The organism is Breznakia pachnodae (assembly GCF_030814225.1).
In the GTDB taxonomy this organism is placed as follows: domain Bacteria; phylum Bacillota_I; class Bacilli_A; order Erysipelotrichales; family Erysipelotrichaceae; genus Breznakia; species Breznakia pachnodae.
Genome location: NZ_JAUSUR010000007.1, coordinates 102,714 through 120,648 on the forward strand (window position 1 = coordinate 102,714; position 17,935 = coordinate 120,648).

Genomic DNA, 17,935 nt, shown 5'->3' on the forward strand with positions numbered 1-17,935 from the left:
TTTTCCTCCTAAGAAACGCTAATTCGTTTTAACTTTTTATAGTTCACAATACCTAACCATATAAAATAAATACTGGCAATAATGCCAATAAATATTGCTATAATATATTCTTCAAATATAAGTGCCATCAACACTGCAAGTGCTGCAATCCCAATTCCTTTTGACATTGTATCCAAATAAGACAAGAGGTACCAAAGAAACGGGTTCTTTAAGTTTGTATTCAAAACCATCCGATCAATAAATGAAAGATTCATGGAAGTATTCCAGTTACCATGAGCAACTGCATAAGCAAACTTAATATCTGGCATAATATTATCTAAGACAATATCATGCATTACTTTCTTTTTCATCCTTACTCTCGAAGATAAAAGAGTAAGTATCCATACAATCATACACCCAATTATGATAAATAAATACCATTCATTAAAAATGATATCAAAGTTTTCAGGATAATACACACTTACAAGCATAAATATACTTCCTAATGCTTTTCCTGAATTGATAATATAATTATTTAAATATCCATCTGGAATAAGAAAATTATACACCAGAAAGATTGTTGCACAAACCATACTGAATGATGCAATATAAACATAATGATACATTGTGTTATGAAAACTAAACAATACAAAAGCGAGAGTTCCATAAAAACAAGTGATAATTATTTTATCCAATACAATAAAAATGATATTTTTTGGATAAATAAAGAAGTTCAGCCAGCCACTTCGATCATTTTCTAAGAAATGATATATCCCAAACATTATAATGCAATAACCAAGCAAACTATATTTTGCATCAATATTTATAAACCTTAAAATTAATATAACACCTAATAAACCCCATACCCGATAATTTAATATATCTGCTTTAAGTAATTCTTTCATCATGCTTCCTGTAGTTTTGAATTTCTTTTGCATCACTACTATCTAAAGTGACTGTACCATTTTCTAAAATCAAAAGACGGTCTACCACCTTTTCCATAATGGAGAAAGAGTGGGTTGTAATCAAGAAAACTTGATGTTGTTTATAGGTATTAATTAACTGAATAATCGTATCAAGGCTCTGATAATCAACAGCAACAAATGGTTCATCCAAGATAACCAAATCTGCTTCCATAAATAATACACAAGCGAGTGCTATTTTCTTTTGTTCTCCACTGGAACAATTTGCAACTTTACGATCAAAAAAATCAATTTCCAGAAGTGATAACAGATTGCTTACTTTTGGGTCATCTAAAGAAAAATTCTGATTACAGAAATTACGATAATAGTATTTTAAATTATCTAGTACATCTAAATTTTTAAATAAGATTGATTCATAAGGCAAAAATGCAATACTCATATCCTGACGTTTCACTTTCCCTTCAATTGGTTTTAGTAATCCACACAATATATTAAGAAGGGTTGATTTCCCACTTCCATTTCTTCCATGTAGAAAGATACACTTATCTTCTTCTGTGATCTCTAGTTGAATGTTTTTCAAAAATGGTTCATCTGTATAAGAAAAACTCATGTTCTCCAGTTTAATTGATTTCATTTGTCCTCCCCTATAATTCTATTCTATAAATATCTGCTAACTCACCATCGTATTCAAAACTGCGATGATAAACTCCTCCATTTTTTATAATTGTTTTAATTGATGCTTCATTTGATTTGGCTACTGATAATAATAATTCTGGCATATTTGCAGCCCTCGCTACATCCAGTAACTGTCTTAACATTTCACTGGCGTATCCTTTATTTCTTTCACTTGGTCGTACACTATATCCACTGTGACCAAAGTTCTTTAAGAAATCATTTAAGGTATGACGCAAGTCAATCATTCCTACAATACAATCATGTTCTCTATCTACTGCAAAAAAGGTATCTGTAACCACCCAATTAGGATCAACAGTTTCAGCATTACTATTTTTATTTACTTTATCTAGCCACTCATCATAGGAATCAATCTGATCAAACAATTCACTGCCATTAATTACTCGCTCATCATAATCAAAATGTTCCTGACGATAAGCCAATGCTTTCTTTTTTAATTCTAGTGTTGGTCGAACAAGTTCAAGTTTCATAAAACCACCTCATTTATACTATATTTTAGCATCACTTTTTCAAGTTTTCTATAAATTATAAGTAATTAATTTATAATTATAAAAATTTTATGCATTTTTACGTGTATTAGAGATGACATTCTACCTATTTGTGATATTATATAATTACCACTTGATATAATAGGAAAGTGGACAACTTCTATAGTAATGAATATTAATTTGTTCCCTTAATTTTTCTCACAAATAGATTTTATATTAAATATTAATATTCAAGTATTCCCTCAATATAGAAGTTAAAAAAGTCGTTGGTCCCCCTAAGCCAACGGCTTTTTATTTTTCTCGTTTGTCTTAGTAAACATTCTTCTCAACTAGTGCTAAGATAGACTCAAGGAGAAAGGATGGATGGGATATGTTACAGCGCTTTTATACATATGAAGGTGATAATCTTCATGATAAAGTAAAGATTCTTCTAAATAATTTACCAAACGCAGAACGCAAAATGAACTCTCATTTCGCTTCTGATAACATTTTGATTCATGTTGTTGGAGAACACTTTAACCAAAAACTTATGGAAACCTTGATGTACACGATCTCCTTTACGATATCCGACAACTTGATCGATATTAACTTAGCAGTCGGTGGAGCAACCAAGAAGGCTTCATCACCTGTCCATCCATGTGAACATCAATTACTTACAGAGATGGAATCAATATTTATGCAAGAAGGATTTACTTATTTATAATAACTCTTAGGAAACTATTTTGTTTCCTTTTTGTTTGTGATAAAATGACCTCATTGTTAATGGGGGAACTATGTTAAAATCAAAATATTTCGCACACGTATCAGCTGTGTTTACTGTTATTATATGGGGAACTACTTTTGTATCTACAAAAGTACTATTAAATTCATTTACACCAATCGAAATTCTATTCATTCGTTTCTGTATAGGTTTCCTTGCTTTGTTCTTGTTTTATCCAAAACGACTACAACCAAAGAATCGCACAGAGAGATTATACTTTATGGGAGCAGGATTAACTGGTGTTACTTTATATTTTCTATTTGAGAATATTGCATTAAACTATTCACTGGCATCAAACATTGGTGTTATTGTATCAACAGCACCATTCTTTACTGCAATTCTATCTCACTTTCTAATTAAGGACATAAAAATTCATCGCAACTTTATGATTGGGTTTGTATTTGCAATTATCGGTATTGCCTTAATTAGTTTTCAGGGAAGTGATAGTATTGAAGTGAATCCAATTGGAGATTTCTTAGCTGTTCTTTCTGCCATGGTCTGGGCTTGTTACTCCATCCTGATGCGAAAGATATCAACCTTTCACTACCCAACTGTTCAATCAACAAGAATCATTTTCTTCTATGGATTATTATTTATGATTCCTTGTTTATTCTTTATGGATTTCAGTCCAACTCTGGAACAATTTAAGGACCCAGTAAATCTGTTTAATCTTATTTATTTGGGACTAGGTGCTTCTGCCATCTGCTTTGTATCATGGAATTATACAATTAAAGTATTAGGTGCTATCCGCTCCAGTGCTTATATTTATTTAGTTCCAGTTGTAACTGTTTTATTCTCATGGATCATCTTGGATGAGCCAATCAGTTCCAGTATTCTAATCGGTAGTGCCCTTACCTTATTTGGATTATTTATATCAGAAAGAAGAAAAACAAATTAAAAAAAGGCAAACGCCTTTTTTTTAAAATATAACAAGTTTTATTCTGGTTGTCAGACATGTATCTACATTTTTCATGCAATACACCAGATAGGGATATTTTATAGTCTTCCCAACTGACCACAACTTTTATTCTAGTTGCCAGACATGCATTTACATTTTTTATGTAACGCACTGGATAGGGATGTTTTATCGTCTTCCCAATTGACCACAACTTATGATGCCTGTTTTCATACATCTTGATATTGCTATCAATAATAACGAAGAATTATTGTATTATTTCACAACACATAATCTTCATCGTTATATTATCATTTATAAACATGATTTTCAACTGTGATTCATGCCTAAATAATTCTTTATAATATTAAAAATCCAACGACTTTTGTAAGTATTGTTTTCTTAATACCTCGTTGTTCCCATATAGAATAGTGCAACGGTTCCTGGACCAGAGTGTGCTCCAACAACAGGACCAATTTCTGAGATGATGACTTCTTTCACAACTCCCATCTCCATAATCTTATCTCTTAAGAATTCCGCATCACTTAAGCAGTCACCATGAGCAATCATAATCGTTTGATCATTTGATGATATTGTTTCTTTTAACTTGTTAGCAATTGTAGTAAGTGATTTCTTTCTACCATGTGCTTTTCCCACATTAATCAGTTTTCCTTCTTCATTTACATGAATAATTGGTTTAATACTTAGCGCAGAACCAACAAATGCTGTAGCTGCCGAAATTCTTCCACCTCTTTTTAAATGATGCAAGTCATCCACAACAACCCAGTGTGCAAAGTTTTGAATATGTTCTTCAATCCATGATTTGTTTTCTTCAATGCTCATACCATTTTCACGGTTTAAGCATGCATAATAAACCATTAATCCTTCTCCAGCAGATGCTGCTAATGAATCAATAGTAATAATCTTTCTATCCGGAAACTTCTCTTGCAGCGTTTCAAATGCAATCACTGATGAAGAATATGTACTACTTAATCCTGAAGAAAAAGCAACGTACAGGATATCATTTCCTGCTTCTAATAATGGTGTAAGAAATGATTCATATGTATATGGTGTAATCTGAGAAGTAGAAGCCTCTACACCTTCTCTTAACTGATTGTAAAATCCAACTTCATTAAATACTTTGAAATCTGCACTATGAAGGTAATCTTGTTCACCCAAACGAAATTCCATCGGAATTACCTTGATGTCATATTTGTTAATTACATCAATCGATAAATCACAGGTACAATCTGTAACAATAATATAGTTATTCATAAGTTCTCTCCCTCGTTCCATACCTATTATATAGGTTTAGGATAAAACTATCAAGATGTCGATGTTTCATCTCACATACTTTCACAAAAATAGACGATAATTAAAAGACTTGATTTTTATATTATATAGGTGCAAGGAAGAAACCTTGCATGTATGTTATCCCTATTACATACATTTCTATCCCCTTATAAACACACACAAAATGGAAAAGAAGTGTCATAATATACACTTCTTTTCTTTTACTTTATATAATGTTTTAACATATCTTTATAGGCTTTAAATGCTGTTGGTATTGCATAACGTTCATCGACATCAGTGATACTTGCAAGTAGTTCATCATTCACATTTTCTACTTCTATAAGATATCCGTGCATATGCCATTCCACATGAGAGAATATGTGTTTTGATGTTGGCAGTTTCTCTATTGATTTAATAGTATAAGAATCATTAAATAATTCCTTTAATTGTTTCTTTGTATGATAACCTTCCAAATTAATAAATTCATATAAATCTGCAAGAAGACCAGTTTGGGGCCGCTTTCTTAAAACTACCTTACCATCATGAACCATTACCACAATGGTTCTTTTTTCTATTCTTCGTTTTAGTTTCTTTTCTTTGATTGGTAATACATGTTCTTTTCCTGTTTCATACGCCTGGCAATAGGATACAATTGGACAGATATTACAACGTGGTGCAGAATTAGGAACACAGACCATCGCACCAATCTCCATCACTGCCTGATTAAATGCATCTGGTCGATCTTTACTTACATACTCTTGAATAATTGTATGAAATTTCTTCTTAGTAGATTCTTTTCCTATATCATCATAACTGGCCAGTAGTCTTGAAAACACGCGCAGTACATTTCCATCTACAGCAGGAACAACTTCTTTATAAGCAATTGAAGCAATTGCACCAGCAGTATAACTGCCAATACCTGGAAGTTCAATTAGTTCCTCATAGGCTGAAGGTAAGAAACCATTATATTTATCCATACATTCAATGGCACACTTCTTCATATTTCTTACTCGATTATAATAACCAAGACCTTCCCATAGCTTTCTTAACTCATCATCATCAACTTCTGCCAAATCTTTCAGTGTTGGAAGTCGCTTAATAAACCTTGCAAAGTATGGCTTTACTGCTTCCACTCGTGTCTGCTGCAGCATAATCTCACTCACCCATACATAATATGGAAGTGGTTCACTACGCCATGGTAGTACTCGTGCATATTCATCATACCAATTTAGTAAATCGTTTCTAAAGTTTTCTATATTTATTCGCATAGAGAGATTATAACACAGAATTTCACTCCACTAAATTAAGATACCTCTTTTCACGTACACATGATATGATATTTACAGGTGATATTATGAAACTAACAAGAGATATAATTATAAAAGCAAGACTTACAAATAATGGTTTACTAAAACCTTTTTCAAGCATTCATGAATGTGTGGATGAATTGTGCGGTGTCCAGGGACAACTGCATATAGCAACTGAGATTGCTGTGTTTAACCGTGTACATCCATCGATTAGTTTTCATGACTTAGACAAGTTATACAAAGAGCATAAGTTAGTAAAAGGATGGGGACAGCGAGGTACCATTCATATGTATACAATCAATGACTGGATTCATGTGTCTCAGGTTTATTTTTATAAAAATAGATGGATTCCTAAAATGCGTGATAAAAACAGTGAGCAGTTTGATCAAATCGTATCTAATATGCGTAAATTGGGAGAAGAAAAGAAAGTCATATCCAAACGCGAAATTGAAAATGTTGTAACTCAGTACAATGGCGATTATTCAATTGAGGAACCACACTTTCAATACTTTTTATTTCCATTTCATACAATGAGTGGTCATTTCGCAGGAATCCCTGAAAAACCACATACCAAACATTATATTCATCATAGTCAAATAACAGATACAACTTTAAAACATACAAAAGAAAATCGAAATGTTTCTATTCAGTATTTTATGAAAGATTACTTTCGTGGATATGGTCCTGCAACATTAGCTGACTTCTGTCACTGGAGTGGAGTAAAAAAAGGATTAGCAACCACCTTATTTGATGAAATAAAAGATGAGTTTACTGCTTATGAATATATGAATCGTACATACTATAGTGATCCATCATTCGATATAGAAACACTTTCTGATAAGAAGAACCAAGTATTCCTTTTAGGTAAGTTCGATCCTCTATTTGTCTGCTACAGTCACAAGGACTGGATTGTGAATCGTGAAGAAGAATTACAGATTTGGCAATCCTCTGCCAGAGTAGAAGCGATATTGCTTATTGATAATAAAGTATATGGAACCTGGCGATATGCAATGAAGGGAAAAACAATGAACTTTACCTTCTTCCTATTCCACAAATTAAGTGATACAAAGAAAAAGAAGATTGAAGTAAAAGCTAAAAAAATGATGAAGTTTTTTGAAAAAGAAAACTATACAATTGAATATCAATAGAACGGAGGTCTTATGAAATACTTTGAAACTGACAGATTAAGAGTACAGGAATTATCAATGCAGGAACTAGATGGGTTTTATGCAATGCGTTCTGATCCAAATGTAACTAAACATTACTTTGCCTCGCCAATGACACTGGAGCAAAGTAAAGCAAAACTTCAAAGTTTAGTTGATGACATATCTGCAAATCAATCTTATAGCTATGTTTTACTAAGAAAAGAAGATAATCAGTTTATTGGTACAATTTGCTTATGGAATTTACAACCAGATATAAAAACTGGTGAACTGGGATATGAATCACTTCCAGAGTTTTGGCGAAATGGATATATGAAAGAAGTATTACCTGCTTTTATGACTCATATGTATACAGTATATGGATATGAAATTTTCACTGCATGTCCATCAAGCGATAATCAGGCATCCAATCGTTTACTTCTATCTAGCGGGTTTGAATTTAAAAACCAGTTTGATGAAGATAATCACACATTAAATTTTTATATCTATAAGATAAAGTAAATCCCTATTTTAAAAATAGGGATCTTTTTTTATTTGTGAGTAAACACTGTTTCCATACAACTGATTTCAAAGCCAACATCTAATAATGCGTTTAGCATTGGTGTATTTTCTACATCCGTATCAGCAACCAATTCTTTTACATCTTTTTGATAACTTACATCAATTGCCATCTTTAGCAACTCTTTAGCGTAACCATTACCACGATATTGGGGTAATACACCAATGTATCCGATACCAGCAGTATCTACGTCATTTCGAGTTATAATCACAAAACCGACAACCTGCTGCTTCACTATACCATAGAGCCACAAATCGGCTTCAAAGTTTGTTTCTTTTAGACTGTCATACATTTTCTTCGAAGCTTCCTGCACACCAAACATTTCAACATCATACAAAACATCTTTATCTAAATTATCTTTTGTTACCTGCTCAAATAATGAAATAAAATCATTTTTCTTATTTTGCAGCGATGCATACTCAATTTTTATATCTTGTTTTGTTGGTTTAATGATGTGACTCTTTTTGGTTTGAATTACTTTAAAACCATTGTGCTCTAAACTTTTATAAGTTACTTCATAGTTTATCTTATCAGAATATAAATGTACTCTGATATTTTCCATAGTTTTGCTATCTAGTAGATAGTGAATAAAGTTATCAGCGTCTTTTTGTTTTACTTCATCTTCAAATGTCAAAAATGCCAGATGTGAATGTGCCAGAACACCTCTGGCAATAACTCGTTCTTTTTCTTTCATTATAAAACAGTCACTGTTTTGAACAACCTTCTCATTTAAAAAGATTTCCAGTTGTTGATTTTGCGCATCACTGCTTGCACTCATTGAAGTCATTGAAATTTGTTCTTCTTTTGTTTCTAATTGTTTAATTATCATTTACGTTCTTTCCACCCACTCGAAATAAAAAAGCATTCCTGAATAAAATCAGAAATGCCATGTCGTTTGTCTTTTTTGGAAAGTGGGTAACATGTTTTCTAATTTTATCCATTGATAAGTTAGTTTCATAGTAACCACCTCCTTGTTTCTTATATTATTTATATCATATTCACTAAAGGATTACAAATCATCTTCCAGTGCTCCTGATTTCGCATAAGCACTCGATTTTGCTTCAAAGAAATCAGTTTTAATTAGATTCGCATTTGCATACATACTAACCCATTCCATTGAAGCTGGTTCTTCATCGTAACCTTCAAACAGTGAACCTAATCCCAATCCATTACTACGTAAGTTACCTAAGTAACGAATATAGTCTTCTACCATATTCATAGTAAGACCTTCTATATTTTCACCAATTACATATCTTCCCCATTTAATTTCCTGCTCTACACCTTCACGAATCATATCACGATAAATATCTAGATATTCTTCTGTAAATAAATCGGGTTCTTCTTTTTGCAGTTCTAAAATCATTGAACGAAATAACCATAAGTGAGTATTTTCATCACGATTGATGTAACGGATTTCTTGAACAGATCCTGGCATTTTTCCCATTCTTCCAAGATTATAGAAAAACATAAATCCTGAATAAAAGTAAATACCTTCTAAGATATAGTTCGCAACCATTGTCTTCGCTAAATGAAAACGATCTTTATGTTCTTGGAAGTCATTGTATAAGTCTCCAATAAACTTGTTACGAGCTAATAAGTGTTCATCATCCTGCCACTGATACAAGATATCTGTACGCTCTTCTGGCGAACAAATGGTATCCAGCATATAACTGTAGCTCTGAGAGTGAATTGCTTCCTGATACGCCTGTATTGTAAGGCACAGGTTAATTTCATTAGCAGTAATGTATTCACCAACATTTGGTAGGTTGGCAGTTTGAATACTATCTAAGAAAATTAAGAATGATAATGTTTTATCATACGCTGTTCTTTCTGCTTCACTCAAATTACGATAGTCTTTAATGTCCTGGTTCATATTAATTTCTTCTGGTATCCAGAAGTTGTTCATTGCTTGACGATACCAATCCGATACCCAACCATATTTCATATTATTGAAATCATTCAGGTTAGTAGTATTTCCATTGATCATTTTACGATTAATAACATCACGATCCCCATTCTCATTAAATAGTGGTTTCTTCTTTAAATCACTCATGTATTGTTTCCTCCTATGATGCACATGATTCACATTCTTCTACTTCCAAGGCTTTTCCTCGAACATAGTAAAGTGTTTTCACTCCTACTTCCCACGCACGAATATACAGCTTCAACAACTCTGACATCTTAATGTCATTGGTAATGTATAAGTTTACAGACTGTGCCTGGTCAATATGACGCTGACGCACTCCTGCCGACTCAACAACCCAGTTTTGGTCAATCTGGTGAGCATTCTTATACAACCAATAAGTTTTACCATCCAAGTCAGGTGCAACTCTTGCAATCATACTTCCCTTCTTTTCTTCCAAGAAGTACTTGTTCATAATTGGGTCAACTGCTGCTGTTGTTCCTGCGATAATAGAAGTTGAACTAGTTGGTGCAATTGCCATCAGATACGCATTACGCATACCTTTGGTTTTGATTTCTTCATGCAATTTTTGCCAGCGATCACTTTTGTAGTCACGTTTTGTGAAGTAATCTCCATTTTGCCAGTCACTACCTTCAAAGAATGTGTAACTTCCTTTTTCTTTTGCAAGATTCATACTTGCCTGTATTGTGTAGTAATTTATATTTTCATATACTTCATCTACAAACTTCAGATGTTCCTGCGACTCAAACTGAATACCATGTTTCGCTAACATATGATGATAGCCACTGGTACCAAGTCCAATCGAACGATATTTCTGGTTTGTTACTTCTGCATATGGTACAGGATAGTAATTTAAATCAATTACATTATCAAGAGCTCTTACAACAACATCAATTGTATGTTGAAGTTCCTCTTGGTTTTGTACATCCATATTACCTAAAATTAGTGATGCAAGATTACATACAACGAAGTCTCCAGGTTTGGTTCTTTCCACAACCACTTCTTCGCCATCAATCTTAACAATCTCTTTTGGTAACATTTCAATCTGACTCATATTTTGTGCAATCTCTGTGCATAAGTTACTACAATATATAATACCATTATGTTGGTTAGGATTCATGCGATTTACATGATCTCTGTTAAAGGTAAATGGTGTACCTGTTTCAACTGCTGATTTTAAGATTAAACGTACAATATCTTTGATCTTCATTTCACGTTTCGAAATACGTGGATCTTGTACACAATCCCAATATTTTTCTTCCCATTCTTTACCAAAAGAATCTTCTAATGAATATCCTTTTACTTTCAGAACTTCATGAGGATCCATTAGTGACCATGTTGCTTCACGATCTTCCTTCGCCATCTTCCAGAACAAATCAGGATAACATACAGCTGGGAACACATCATGTGCTTTCATACGGTCATCTCCGTTGTTTGTACGCAACGATAGAAACTCAGGTAAATCTTTATGCCATACATCTAAATACACGGCTACAGCCCCCTGACGCATTCCTAACTGGTCAACCGCTGTTGCTGTATCATTTACTAATTTAATCCAGCGTATAACTCCACCTGCTGCACCTTTGAATCCTCGAATATCTGAACCAATGGCACGAACCTTACCAAAGTAAAGTCCCATACCACCACCAAACTTCGATACTTGCGCGAAATTATCTACACTCTTATAAATATTACTTAATGAATCACCTACAGTATCAATGAAACAAGAAGATAGTTGATGATATGGTTTTCTGGCATTTGACATTGTTGGTGTTGCCATCGTTACCTTAAGCGTACTTAAAATATCATAAATCTCTTTTGCCCAGTGAACCTTATTTTCTTTTTCTGGAATCGCAAGATGCATAGCTATTCCCATAAACATCTCTTGAACTTTTTCTAACACAACATGATCATTATCATGAATCACATATCGTTTTACTACTAGTTCTAATCCACTATAGGTAAATAAGTGATTACGCTCCTCATTCAGATACGCTTCCAGTTCATCAATTTCTGCATCTGTATATGCTTCACGAATATACTCACCATAATATCCTTCTTCTTCCAGATATTTAATCTTCTTCGCAAATGAAGTAATATTTAATTTCTTCATAATAGCATCTACCTGGATTGTCTGCTGGTAACTTAAAAATCTAGCCGCAATAAACTCCCACTTTGGAGCTTGCTTACTGATTAATTCAGCACTCGCTTTCATTAGCATCTCAAGATACTCATCACCACTCATATCATCTTTGATAAACGATGAGAACTTCTGATACAATAATTCTAATGAATAAACTTCATCACGAAACTCTTTCTGAATTTCCTTCATAACTGTTATTAACTCTTTATCATGAATAATCTCATAAAAATTATCAAGAACTTTACGTTCTTGCGCATGTTTTTCACGATATAAAATATAAGCTTTTGCTTCTTTGAAGAACTGATGTTCCATCAACTTTTCTTCCACTATATCCTGTATTTCTTCAACACTAATTTCACCGTCACGATTCATTATAATCGTTTCGATTTTTTCCATTATCACAGCCAATTCATCTTCTTTAATTTGTGAATCCTGTGATACAAATGCAGCCTGTATCGCTTTACGTATTTTATCTGCATTATACTCTTGTAATGTTTTATCTCTTTTTAATATTTTCATACTCCTATACTCCAATCTTATATCAGTATACTAAAGTATAAAAGTCTCAGCCACTCACTTGCTTTGCAAACTTCTCTATAATTTACATTTTATTTCATACTTTTTTCATAAACCTAATAGAGCAATTTATTTCACTTCCCATACTTTCACAAAAATCGTCCATAATTAATAGACTTGATTTTTATATTATATAGGTGCAAGGAAGAAACCTTGCATGTATGTTATCCCTATTACATACATTTCTATCCCCTTATAAACACACACAAAGGAAAAGAAGCACTCATAATATTGTGCTTCTTTTTCTTTTTATAATTTATTCATTTACAACTGGATCACATTTAAAATCATGTGTATCTAATTTATCACGTAATGTTTTTGGTGTCTTAAAGTCATCTTCATTAAAATCTACTGCAAATATATTATGTGCATCTTCATCAACATCATATACTTTTGTATCTACATCAATGATAACCATTACTAGATCTTTATCTACAATTAGTTCTGCATCCAACCCATCTACTTTATTGTGTTCATCCACTTCTTTTTCATAATCATCAAGTTTTTGATCTTTAACACTTTGATCAAACATTGAAATATCACTTTCATGAACAATTTTAATCTCATGAATATCATCACCTAGATATGATACTTCATAACTCAATGATCCATTCAGTGGTGTATACTCACACACCATTAATTCATCTTGTTCCAGAAGGAAACAACCACTACTTAAACATACCACTATAAGGGCAATTAACGCTCTTGTTATTCTCATTCTATTCACCACCCATAATATCATCAATTAAATGAATAACTCTACCAAGGGATTTACCATCCTGATATTTAAAGAATTTATTTTTAAATGCTTCTATTTTCTTATAATCAAAACGATTATCTTCTATTATCTTTATAACCTCATCTTCACTCTTACAGATTGGACCAGGCATTTCTTTTTCATAATCCACAAACAATCCAACATCCTTGCGATATTCTTCCAGATCCGGAACATAGAATATCATTGGTTTCATAAAGATTGAAAAATCAAGAATGATTGCTGAGTAATCTGAAATCAGAATATCCGTAACTGAGAACAGTCGTTTGATACTCATTCCATTACAACAGATGACATCTTTATGGTTGGAAATAATCTTATCTTCCAACAATGGATGCATCTTGTACAGTAAGATGTATTCATCACCCAGAGATTGTTGAATCTTATCAAGATTAATATATCCATCATGTAATCCATCCATTAATCGACCTCTGAAGGTTGGTGCATACAACACTACCTTACGTCCTTTAATTTGTGGATACTGCTTATACATTGTTTTCTTATCCTGTTGAATCTTACGTTTCTTAAACAATCGATCCGTTTTAGGAATACCTGTTACCTTTACCTGCTCAGGTCTTACATTGAATGCCTGTGTAAATGGCTCTACGAAGTAATCACAGTTACTGATAACATAATCATAGTTTTCAATTGTATAATCACGATTCACTACATTACCAAACTTTTTAATTGCACCAGTTGCATGCCACAACTGTAGTACTTTCACATTCTTACGTTTAAACTTTGATACAACATAATTATTATAATCCAACAGTACTAACTTAGAAGTATTAATTGCAAAGAATTGTTTGATACAAACAAACAAGTATTTAATATTTCCTAGTAAAGTTTTTTCAAACTTTACCAATACATATTGAAGTTCATACTTCCCATCCTGTTTCAGTTTATTTGAAATTAGGGAAAAGTCTCCACTTAAGGTATCATTTTCCAGCGATATGAACGTAATCTTGTTTGGATTCTGTTTCATAAAGACTAAAAAAAGGCGACAAAAACTTAAAATGAGATAGATTATCATTTTCTTAAGTTTCATTTTGCCACCTTCTTTCTATTTTGGAAATACAATATTCACTACTTTTTCAGTAGAATGACCATCCTGTAAAGAATTAAATTTTTCATTAAACTCCTTCAGACGATCATAATCATATGTATCTTCTTTTATTGTTTTTAATAATTCATTTTCATCTGTAATAATTGGTCCTGGAAGGGTTTCATAAATATCAAAGTAGAACCCTCTCAACTCTTCTGCATACTCATCTAAATCAAACATATAGAAATACATTGGACGATTCAGATTTGCATAATCGAAGAATACACTTGAATAATCGGTTACCAATACATCCGCAATTGCATACAGTTCATTAATATCAGCACTCGCACCAATGTTGTACACAAAGTCTTTCAAGTATGCTGCACGCTTGAATCGATTGATGATCAGATAGTGAGGTTTAAATACCAGCACATACTCATCACCAAGCAACACTTTCCAGCGATAGAAATCTGCCTGTAACTCAAATGTATATCCTTTTGCATTATATGCATTATCTCTCCATGTAGGAGCATATAAGATTACTTTCTTATCTTCAGGTATTTCATACTTTTCACGAAGTTCAGCTATTTCCTGATCCGTAATGTTTGTCAGATAGTCATTTCTGGGATATCCGGTTTCAATCAGTTTCTTACGACTTATACGAAATGCACTTTGAAATACTTCAGTACTAAAATGATTTGGTGAAATCATATAGTTATACTTCTTCACATCATTATCATAAGTATTTGCCATTTGATCAAATGTCATTTCACTACGATAGAATGTTGTTTCTTCTTTTGCCTGAATATCATGTGCTAACCTTTTTAAAGGTGTTCCATGCCATGTCTGCAGATATACCTGATCATCTTTTTTTATAATATGCTTTGGCATCTTACAGTTAATTACCCAGTATTTTGCTTTAGACATATAATAGAAATATTTCAATCCATTATAACGTACAACTTTAGCCCCAGGAATTTCCGTTACTTTAAACTTTTTAACTGCCCAAACCATTTTATAATCTTTAAATCGTTCCTGTGTTAATAAATATTTATGAATGTATTTAGGATTACAGGAATACCCTCTCCCATGATAAGCTACAAAGATAATAGTCTTATCATCTACTTTCACTCGAGGATTAATAAATTTGTATATAATCTTAGAAACAAATGTGACACATCGCCTTATAAATCGCATAATTTTACGTAACATTCTGCGAATTCTCCTCTTTAACTTTCTCAAACTTCTCAACGTATTACTCTCCTTGCTTTTTTAGTTCTTCTTTAATCTGTGTCGTTGAGATCCCCTCAGTACGAGACAAATATACGACTTCACAAAATTCTTTTAAGAAGTCAAATTCACCTTCCCAATCATCACCTATGACAAACACATCTACATCATATTTGACAACGTCTTCTTTTTTCTGCTCCCATGAATCTTCAAAAATAACTTCATCTACATATTTAATCGCTTCAACGATTGCAGCACGATCAACATCTTTCACAAAACATTTCTTGCCTTTTTCTTCCCAGTTAAAACGATCACTTGAAACAGCAACAATCAGATAGTCCCCTAATTCTTTTGCCCGTTTCAACATATTCAGATGACCTACATGAAATAAATCATAAGTTCCATAAGTAATTACTTTTTTCATTTTATAATCCTTTCATCCATATTTTTCTGTTTCACTTGTTTTTTCTCTTCTTTACTAAGAGCTTTAAACTCATCTACATATACTTCATATGCATCAGCTACTTCATTAATTTCACCTTGCATTTGTAGTACTCCGTTTTCAATCCAGATTCCTTCTTCACAAAAATCTCTTACCTGTCCAATGGAATGGGAGATAAAGATAATGGTTTTACCAGAGTCTCTTAACTCTTCCATCTTTTCCATACATTTTGCAGCAAATGCCTTATCACCTACCGATAAAGCTTCATCCACAATAATAATATCCGGGTCAAGCGCGATTGATATCGAGAAACCTAGTCTTGATTTCATTCCACTTGAATACTTTTTAACTGGTTGATACAGAAAGTCTCCCAACTCAGCAAAGCCTACTACATCTTCAATAATTGTATTGATTGTTTTTTTACTTAATCCTAACAGTGCACCCTTCATCTTAATATTTTCAATTCCAGTTAACTGTTCATTTAATCCGGCTTTGATTGCAATTAATGCCTGCTCACCAACAATTGTAACCTCACCACTGGTCTGCATTGATATACCCGCTAGGATATTGGACATGGTACTTTTACCACTACCATTACTTCCTAAAATCCCTACAATGCTACCTTTCGCGATTTCAAAACTTACGTCTTTCAATCCATAAAATCTTCTTTTCTTCGCAAATAACTTCTTCTCTTTATTTTCTAAAGTGAACACCTTGTCAACATGTTCAAACTTTATTACACTTTGATTTCCCATAACTATCTCCTACAGCATGTCAATGAATTTATGTTTAAAGCGGTACATCAGAATACTACCAACAGTAAACAAGAAAATCACGACTCCCCAGAAAAATGCAGTTTGTGCAGGGTGGTTTAAGAAACTGTCATGGAAGAAAATACTACCTCTATATCCCTCAACTATATAGTAAAGAGGGTTTAATTTCATTAATGTTTTATATGGTGCAAAGTCTGCGCCTAAGTTCTTAAACTCCCATAAGATTGGAGTTAAATACATCAACATACGCATACATGCACTAATCAGTTTTTTTACATCACGTGAAAACATATTTAATACACTTGTAATCATTCCCAGTGAAATCGTAAAACAGACTGCACAGAACATGTAGTAGATAATCTGAAACCACATAAGATCTGGTTTGTGTCCACGTAACACCAAAATAACAAGAACTAATGCAACCATAAAGATATGACTGAACAGTTCTTTCATTACAACTGTTGCAGGCAAAATACTTACTGGAAATTTCATCTTTGAAATAATCTTACGTTTTGAAAAGATACTGTTACATCCTTTTACAATACAAGGATTAATGAAAAACCAAACACTGATTCCTACTACCATCCATGGTAAGTAAGAAATCCCATAGCCATTCGGTGACATTCCTACAGCACGGTTTCTATTCAATATAATTCCAAAAACAAACCAATAGGTTGTAATCTGAATAAGTGGATTTAACACATTCCAGACGATTCCCAACTTTGAATCACGCATATCTGCGATTAATTCATATTTCGCTATTGATAATGTTCGATGGAAATTTACGATATTTTCTTTTAAAACAAAAAAAACACTTTTCATATGTTCACCATCCCAATGCCTTATCTAACATATTCTATAACATTTATGCTATATTTACAATCTTTATCACAATATAATCCCCCTTTTATAAAGGAGTTTATATTGCAAATATAATACATCTTTATTGCCCTTTTATCAAGAAAAA

The 17,935-nt window shown here is 32.7% G+C and carries 18 protein-coding genes; 4 read left to right on the plus strand and 14 right to left on the minus strand.

What is annotated here, in order from left to right; translation table 11 throughout:
* Positions 1–8: 8 nt before the first annotated feature.
* From J2S15_RS16565 to J2S15_RS16575, 3 genes are read right to left on the minus strand one after another with little or no spacing between them, the layout of a single operon-like run.
* Positions 9–884, minus strand: a complete 876-nt coding sequence (locus tag J2S15_RS16565; RefSeq protein WP_307410335.1) for a hypothetical protein — start codon at positions 882–884, stop codon at positions 9–11.
* Entirely contained in the window at positions 868–1,536 is a 669-nt protein-coding gene (locus J2S15_RS16570) for an ABC transporter ATP-binding protein (RefSeq protein ID WP_307410337.1), read from the minus strand. The genes J2S15_RS16565 and J2S15_RS16570 overlap by 17 nt, the downstream gene beginning before the upstream one ends.
* A gap of 10 nt (positions 1,537–1,546) precedes the next feature.
* The gene (locus J2S15_RS16575) at positions 1,547–2,065 is read right to left on the minus strand and encodes a GNAT family N-acetyltransferase (protein ID WP_307410339.1); all 519 of its coding nucleotides are present in this window, start codon (positions 2,063–2,065) and stop codon (positions 1,547–1,549) included.
* 388 nt (positions 2,066–2,453) lie between these two features.
* On the opposite strand from J2S15_RS16575, the gene J2S15_RS16580 reads away from it, so the two are divergent.
* Both J2S15_RS16580 and J2S15_RS16585 read left to right on the plus strand, forming a co-directional pair.
* Positions 2,454–2,786 (plus strand): hypothetical protein, encoded by a 333-nt coding sequence (locus J2S15_RS16580; protein ID WP_307410341.1) that lies wholly within the window; start codon positions 2,454–2,456, stop codon positions 2,784–2,786.
* 70 nt (positions 2,787–2,856) lie between these two features.
* The gene (locus J2S15_RS16585; protein WP_307410342.1) at positions 2,857–3,741 is read left to right on the plus strand and encodes a DMT family transporter; all 885 of its coding nucleotides are present in this window, start codon (positions 2,857–2,859) and stop codon (positions 3,739–3,741) included.
* Positions 3,742–4,140: 399 nt separating this feature from the next.
* Here the strand turns inward: J2S15_RS16585 and J2S15_RS16590 are convergent, their stop codons facing one another.
* Entirely contained in the window at positions 4,141–5,013 is an 873-nt protein-coding gene (locus J2S15_RS16590) for a DegV family protein (protein ID WP_307410343.1), read from the minus strand.
* A gap of 239 nt (positions 5,014–5,252) precedes the next feature.
* Complete coding sequence (mutY, locus tag J2S15_RS16595; RefSeq protein ID WP_307410345.1) at positions 5,253–6,299, minus strand: A/G-specific adenine glycosylase; 1,047 nt, start codon at positions 6,297–6,299, stop codon at positions 5,253–5,255.
* Between the two features lie 86 nt (positions 6,300–6,385).
* On the opposite strand from mutY, the gene J2S15_RS16600 reads away from it, so the two are divergent.
* Positions 6,386–7,486 carry a DNA glycosylase AlkZ-like family protein gene (locus tag J2S15_RS16600; protein WP_307410347.1) on the plus strand — a complete coding sequence of 367 codons (1,101 nt, stop codon included), beginning with the start codon at positions 6,386–6,388 and terminating at the stop codon, positions 7,484–7,486.
* A 12-nt stretch (positions 7,487–7,498) separates the two neighbouring features.
* Positions 7,499–8,002, plus strand: a complete 504-nt coding sequence (locus J2S15_RS16605) for a GNAT family N-acetyltransferase (protein WP_307410348.1) — start codon at positions 7,499–7,501, stop codon at positions 8,000–8,002.
* Positions 8,003–8,031: 29 nt separating this feature from the next.
* Here J2S15_RS16605 and J2S15_RS16610 read toward each other — a convergent pair whose 3' ends face one another.
* The 9 genes from J2S15_RS16610 to J2S15_RS16650 form a co-directional block, all read right to left on the minus strand.
* Positions 8,032–8,889, minus strand: coding sequence for a GNAT family N-acetyltransferase (locus tag J2S15_RS16610; protein ID WP_307410350.1), 858 nt, complete (start codon positions 8,887–8,889; stop codon positions 8,032–8,034).
* Positions 8,890–9,069: 180 nt separating this feature from the next.
* Complete coding sequence (locus J2S15_RS16615; RefSeq protein ID WP_307410352.1) at positions 9,070–10,113, minus strand: ribonucleotide-diphosphate reductase subunit beta; 1,044 nt, start codon at positions 10,111–10,113, stop codon at positions 9,070–9,072.
* A 13-nt stretch (positions 10,114–10,126) separates the two neighbouring features.
* Complete coding sequence (locus J2S15_RS16620; protein ID WP_307410354.1) at positions 10,127–12,646, minus strand: ribonucleoside-diphosphate reductase subunit alpha; 2,520 nt, start codon at positions 12,644–12,646, stop codon at positions 10,127–10,129.
* Positions 12,647–12,959: 313 nt separating this feature from the next.
* A complete protein-coding gene (locus tag J2S15_RS16625; protein WP_307410356.1) occupies positions 12,960–13,421 on the minus strand; it encodes a hypothetical protein in 462 nt (153 codons plus the stop codon).
* Between the two features lies 1 nt (position 13,422).
* Positions 13,423–14,526 carry a CDP-glycerol glycerophosphotransferase family protein gene (locus J2S15_RS16630; protein WP_307410358.1) on the minus strand — a complete coding sequence of 368 codons (1,104 nt, stop codon included), beginning with the start codon at positions 14,524–14,526 and terminating at the stop codon, positions 13,423–13,425.
* 15 nt (positions 14,527–14,541) lie between these two features.
* Positions 14,542–15,735, minus strand: a complete 1,194-nt coding sequence (locus J2S15_RS16635; RefSeq protein WP_307410360.1) for a CDP-glycerol glycerophosphotransferase family protein — start codon at positions 15,733–15,735, stop codon at positions 14,542–14,544.
* A 43-nt stretch (positions 15,736–15,778) separates the two neighbouring features.
* Positions 15,779–16,177 (minus strand): glycerol-3-phosphate cytidylyltransferase, encoded by a 399-nt coding sequence (tagD, locus tag J2S15_RS16640; protein ID WP_307410362.1) that lies wholly within the window; start codon positions 16,175–16,177, stop codon positions 15,779–15,781.
* The gene (locus tag J2S15_RS16645) at positions 16,174–16,950 is read right to left on the minus strand and encodes an ABC transporter ATP-binding protein (RefSeq protein ID WP_307410364.1); all 777 of its coding nucleotides are present in this window, start codon (positions 16,948–16,950) and stop codon (positions 16,174–16,176) included. Before J2S15_RS16645 ends, tagD begins: the two co-directional genes overlap by 4 nt.
* Before the next feature lie 9 nt (positions 16,951–16,959).
* Positions 16,960–17,790 carry an ABC transporter permease gene (locus J2S15_RS16650; protein WP_307410366.1) on the minus strand — a complete coding sequence of 277 codons (831 nt, stop codon included), beginning with the start codon at positions 17,788–17,790 and terminating at the stop codon, positions 16,960–16,962.
* Positions 17,791–17,935: the final 145 nt, after the last annotated feature.

What these genes read in the sequence shown, in the direction of transcription:
- J2S15_RS16585 (WP_307410342.1), top strand. Translation starts at nt 2,857, where the DNA reads ATGTTAAAATCAAAATATTTCGCACACGTATCAGCTGTGTTTACTGTT.
- J2S15_RS16620 (WP_307410354.1), bottom strand. Translation starts at nt 12,646, where the DNA reads ATGAAAATATTAAAAAGAGATAAAACATTACAAGAGTATAATGCAGAT.
- mutY (WP_307410345.1), bottom strand. Translation starts at nt 6,299, where the DNA reads ATGCGAATAAATATAGAAAACTTTAGAAACGATTTACTAAATTGGTAT.
- J2S15_RS16650 (WP_307410366.1), bottom strand. Translation starts at nt 17,790, where the DNA reads ATGAAAAGTGTTTTTTTTGTTTTAAAAGAAAATATCGTAAATTTCCAT.
- J2S15_RS16590 (WP_307410343.1), bottom strand. Translation starts at nt 5,013, where the DNA reads ATGAATAACTATATTATTGTTACAGATTGTACCTGTGATTTATCGATT.
- J2S15_RS16570 (WP_307410337.1), bottom strand. Translation starts at nt 1,536, where the DNA reads ATGAAATCAATTAAACTGGAGAACATGAGTTTTTCTTATACAGATGAA.
- J2S15_RS16605 (WP_307410348.1), top strand. Translation starts at nt 7,499, where the DNA reads ATGAAATACTTTGAAACTGACAGATTAAGAGTACAGGAATTATCAATG.
- J2S15_RS16635 (WP_307410360.1), bottom strand. Translation starts at nt 15,735, where the DNA reads ATGTTACGTAAAATTATGCGATTTATAAGGCGATGTGTCACATTTGTT.
- tagD (WP_307410362.1), bottom strand. Translation starts at nt 16,177, where the DNA reads ATGAAAAAAGTAATTACTTATGGAACTTATGATTTATTTCATGTAGGT.
- J2S15_RS16625 (WP_307410356.1), bottom strand. Translation starts at nt 13,421, where the DNA reads ATGAGAATAACAAGAGCGTTAATTGCCCTTATAGTGGTATGTTTAAGT.
- J2S15_RS16600 (WP_307410347.1), top strand. Translation starts at nt 6,386, where the DNA reads ATGAAACTAACAAGAGATATAATTATAAAAGCAAGACTTACAAATAAT.
- J2S15_RS16645 (WP_307410364.1), bottom strand. Translation starts at nt 16,950, where the DNA reads ATGGGAAATCAAAGTGTAATAAAGTTTGAACATGTTGACAAGGTGTTC.
- J2S15_RS16575 (WP_307410339.1), bottom strand. Translation starts at nt 2,065, where the DNA reads ATGAAACTTGAACTTGTTCGACCAACACTAGAATTAAAAAAGAAAGCA.
- J2S15_RS16580 (WP_307410341.1), top strand. Translation starts at nt 2,454, where the DNA reads ATGTTACAGCGCTTTTATACATATGAAGGTGATAATCTTCATGATAAA.
- J2S15_RS16610 (WP_307410350.1), bottom strand. Translation starts at nt 8,889, where the DNA reads ATGATAATTAAACAATTAGAAACAAAAGAAGAACAAATTTCAATGACT.
- J2S15_RS16615 (WP_307410352.1), bottom strand. Translation starts at nt 10,113, where the DNA reads ATGAGTGATTTAAAGAAGAAACCACTATTTAATGAGAATGGGGATCGT.
- J2S15_RS16565 (WP_307410335.1), bottom strand. Translation starts at nt 884, where the DNA reads ATGAAAGAATTACTTAAAGCAGATATATTAAATTATCGGGTATGGGGT.
- J2S15_RS16630 (WP_307410358.1), bottom strand. Translation starts at nt 14,526, where the DNA reads ATGAAACTTAAGAAAATGATAATCTATCTCATTTTAAGTTTTTGTCGC.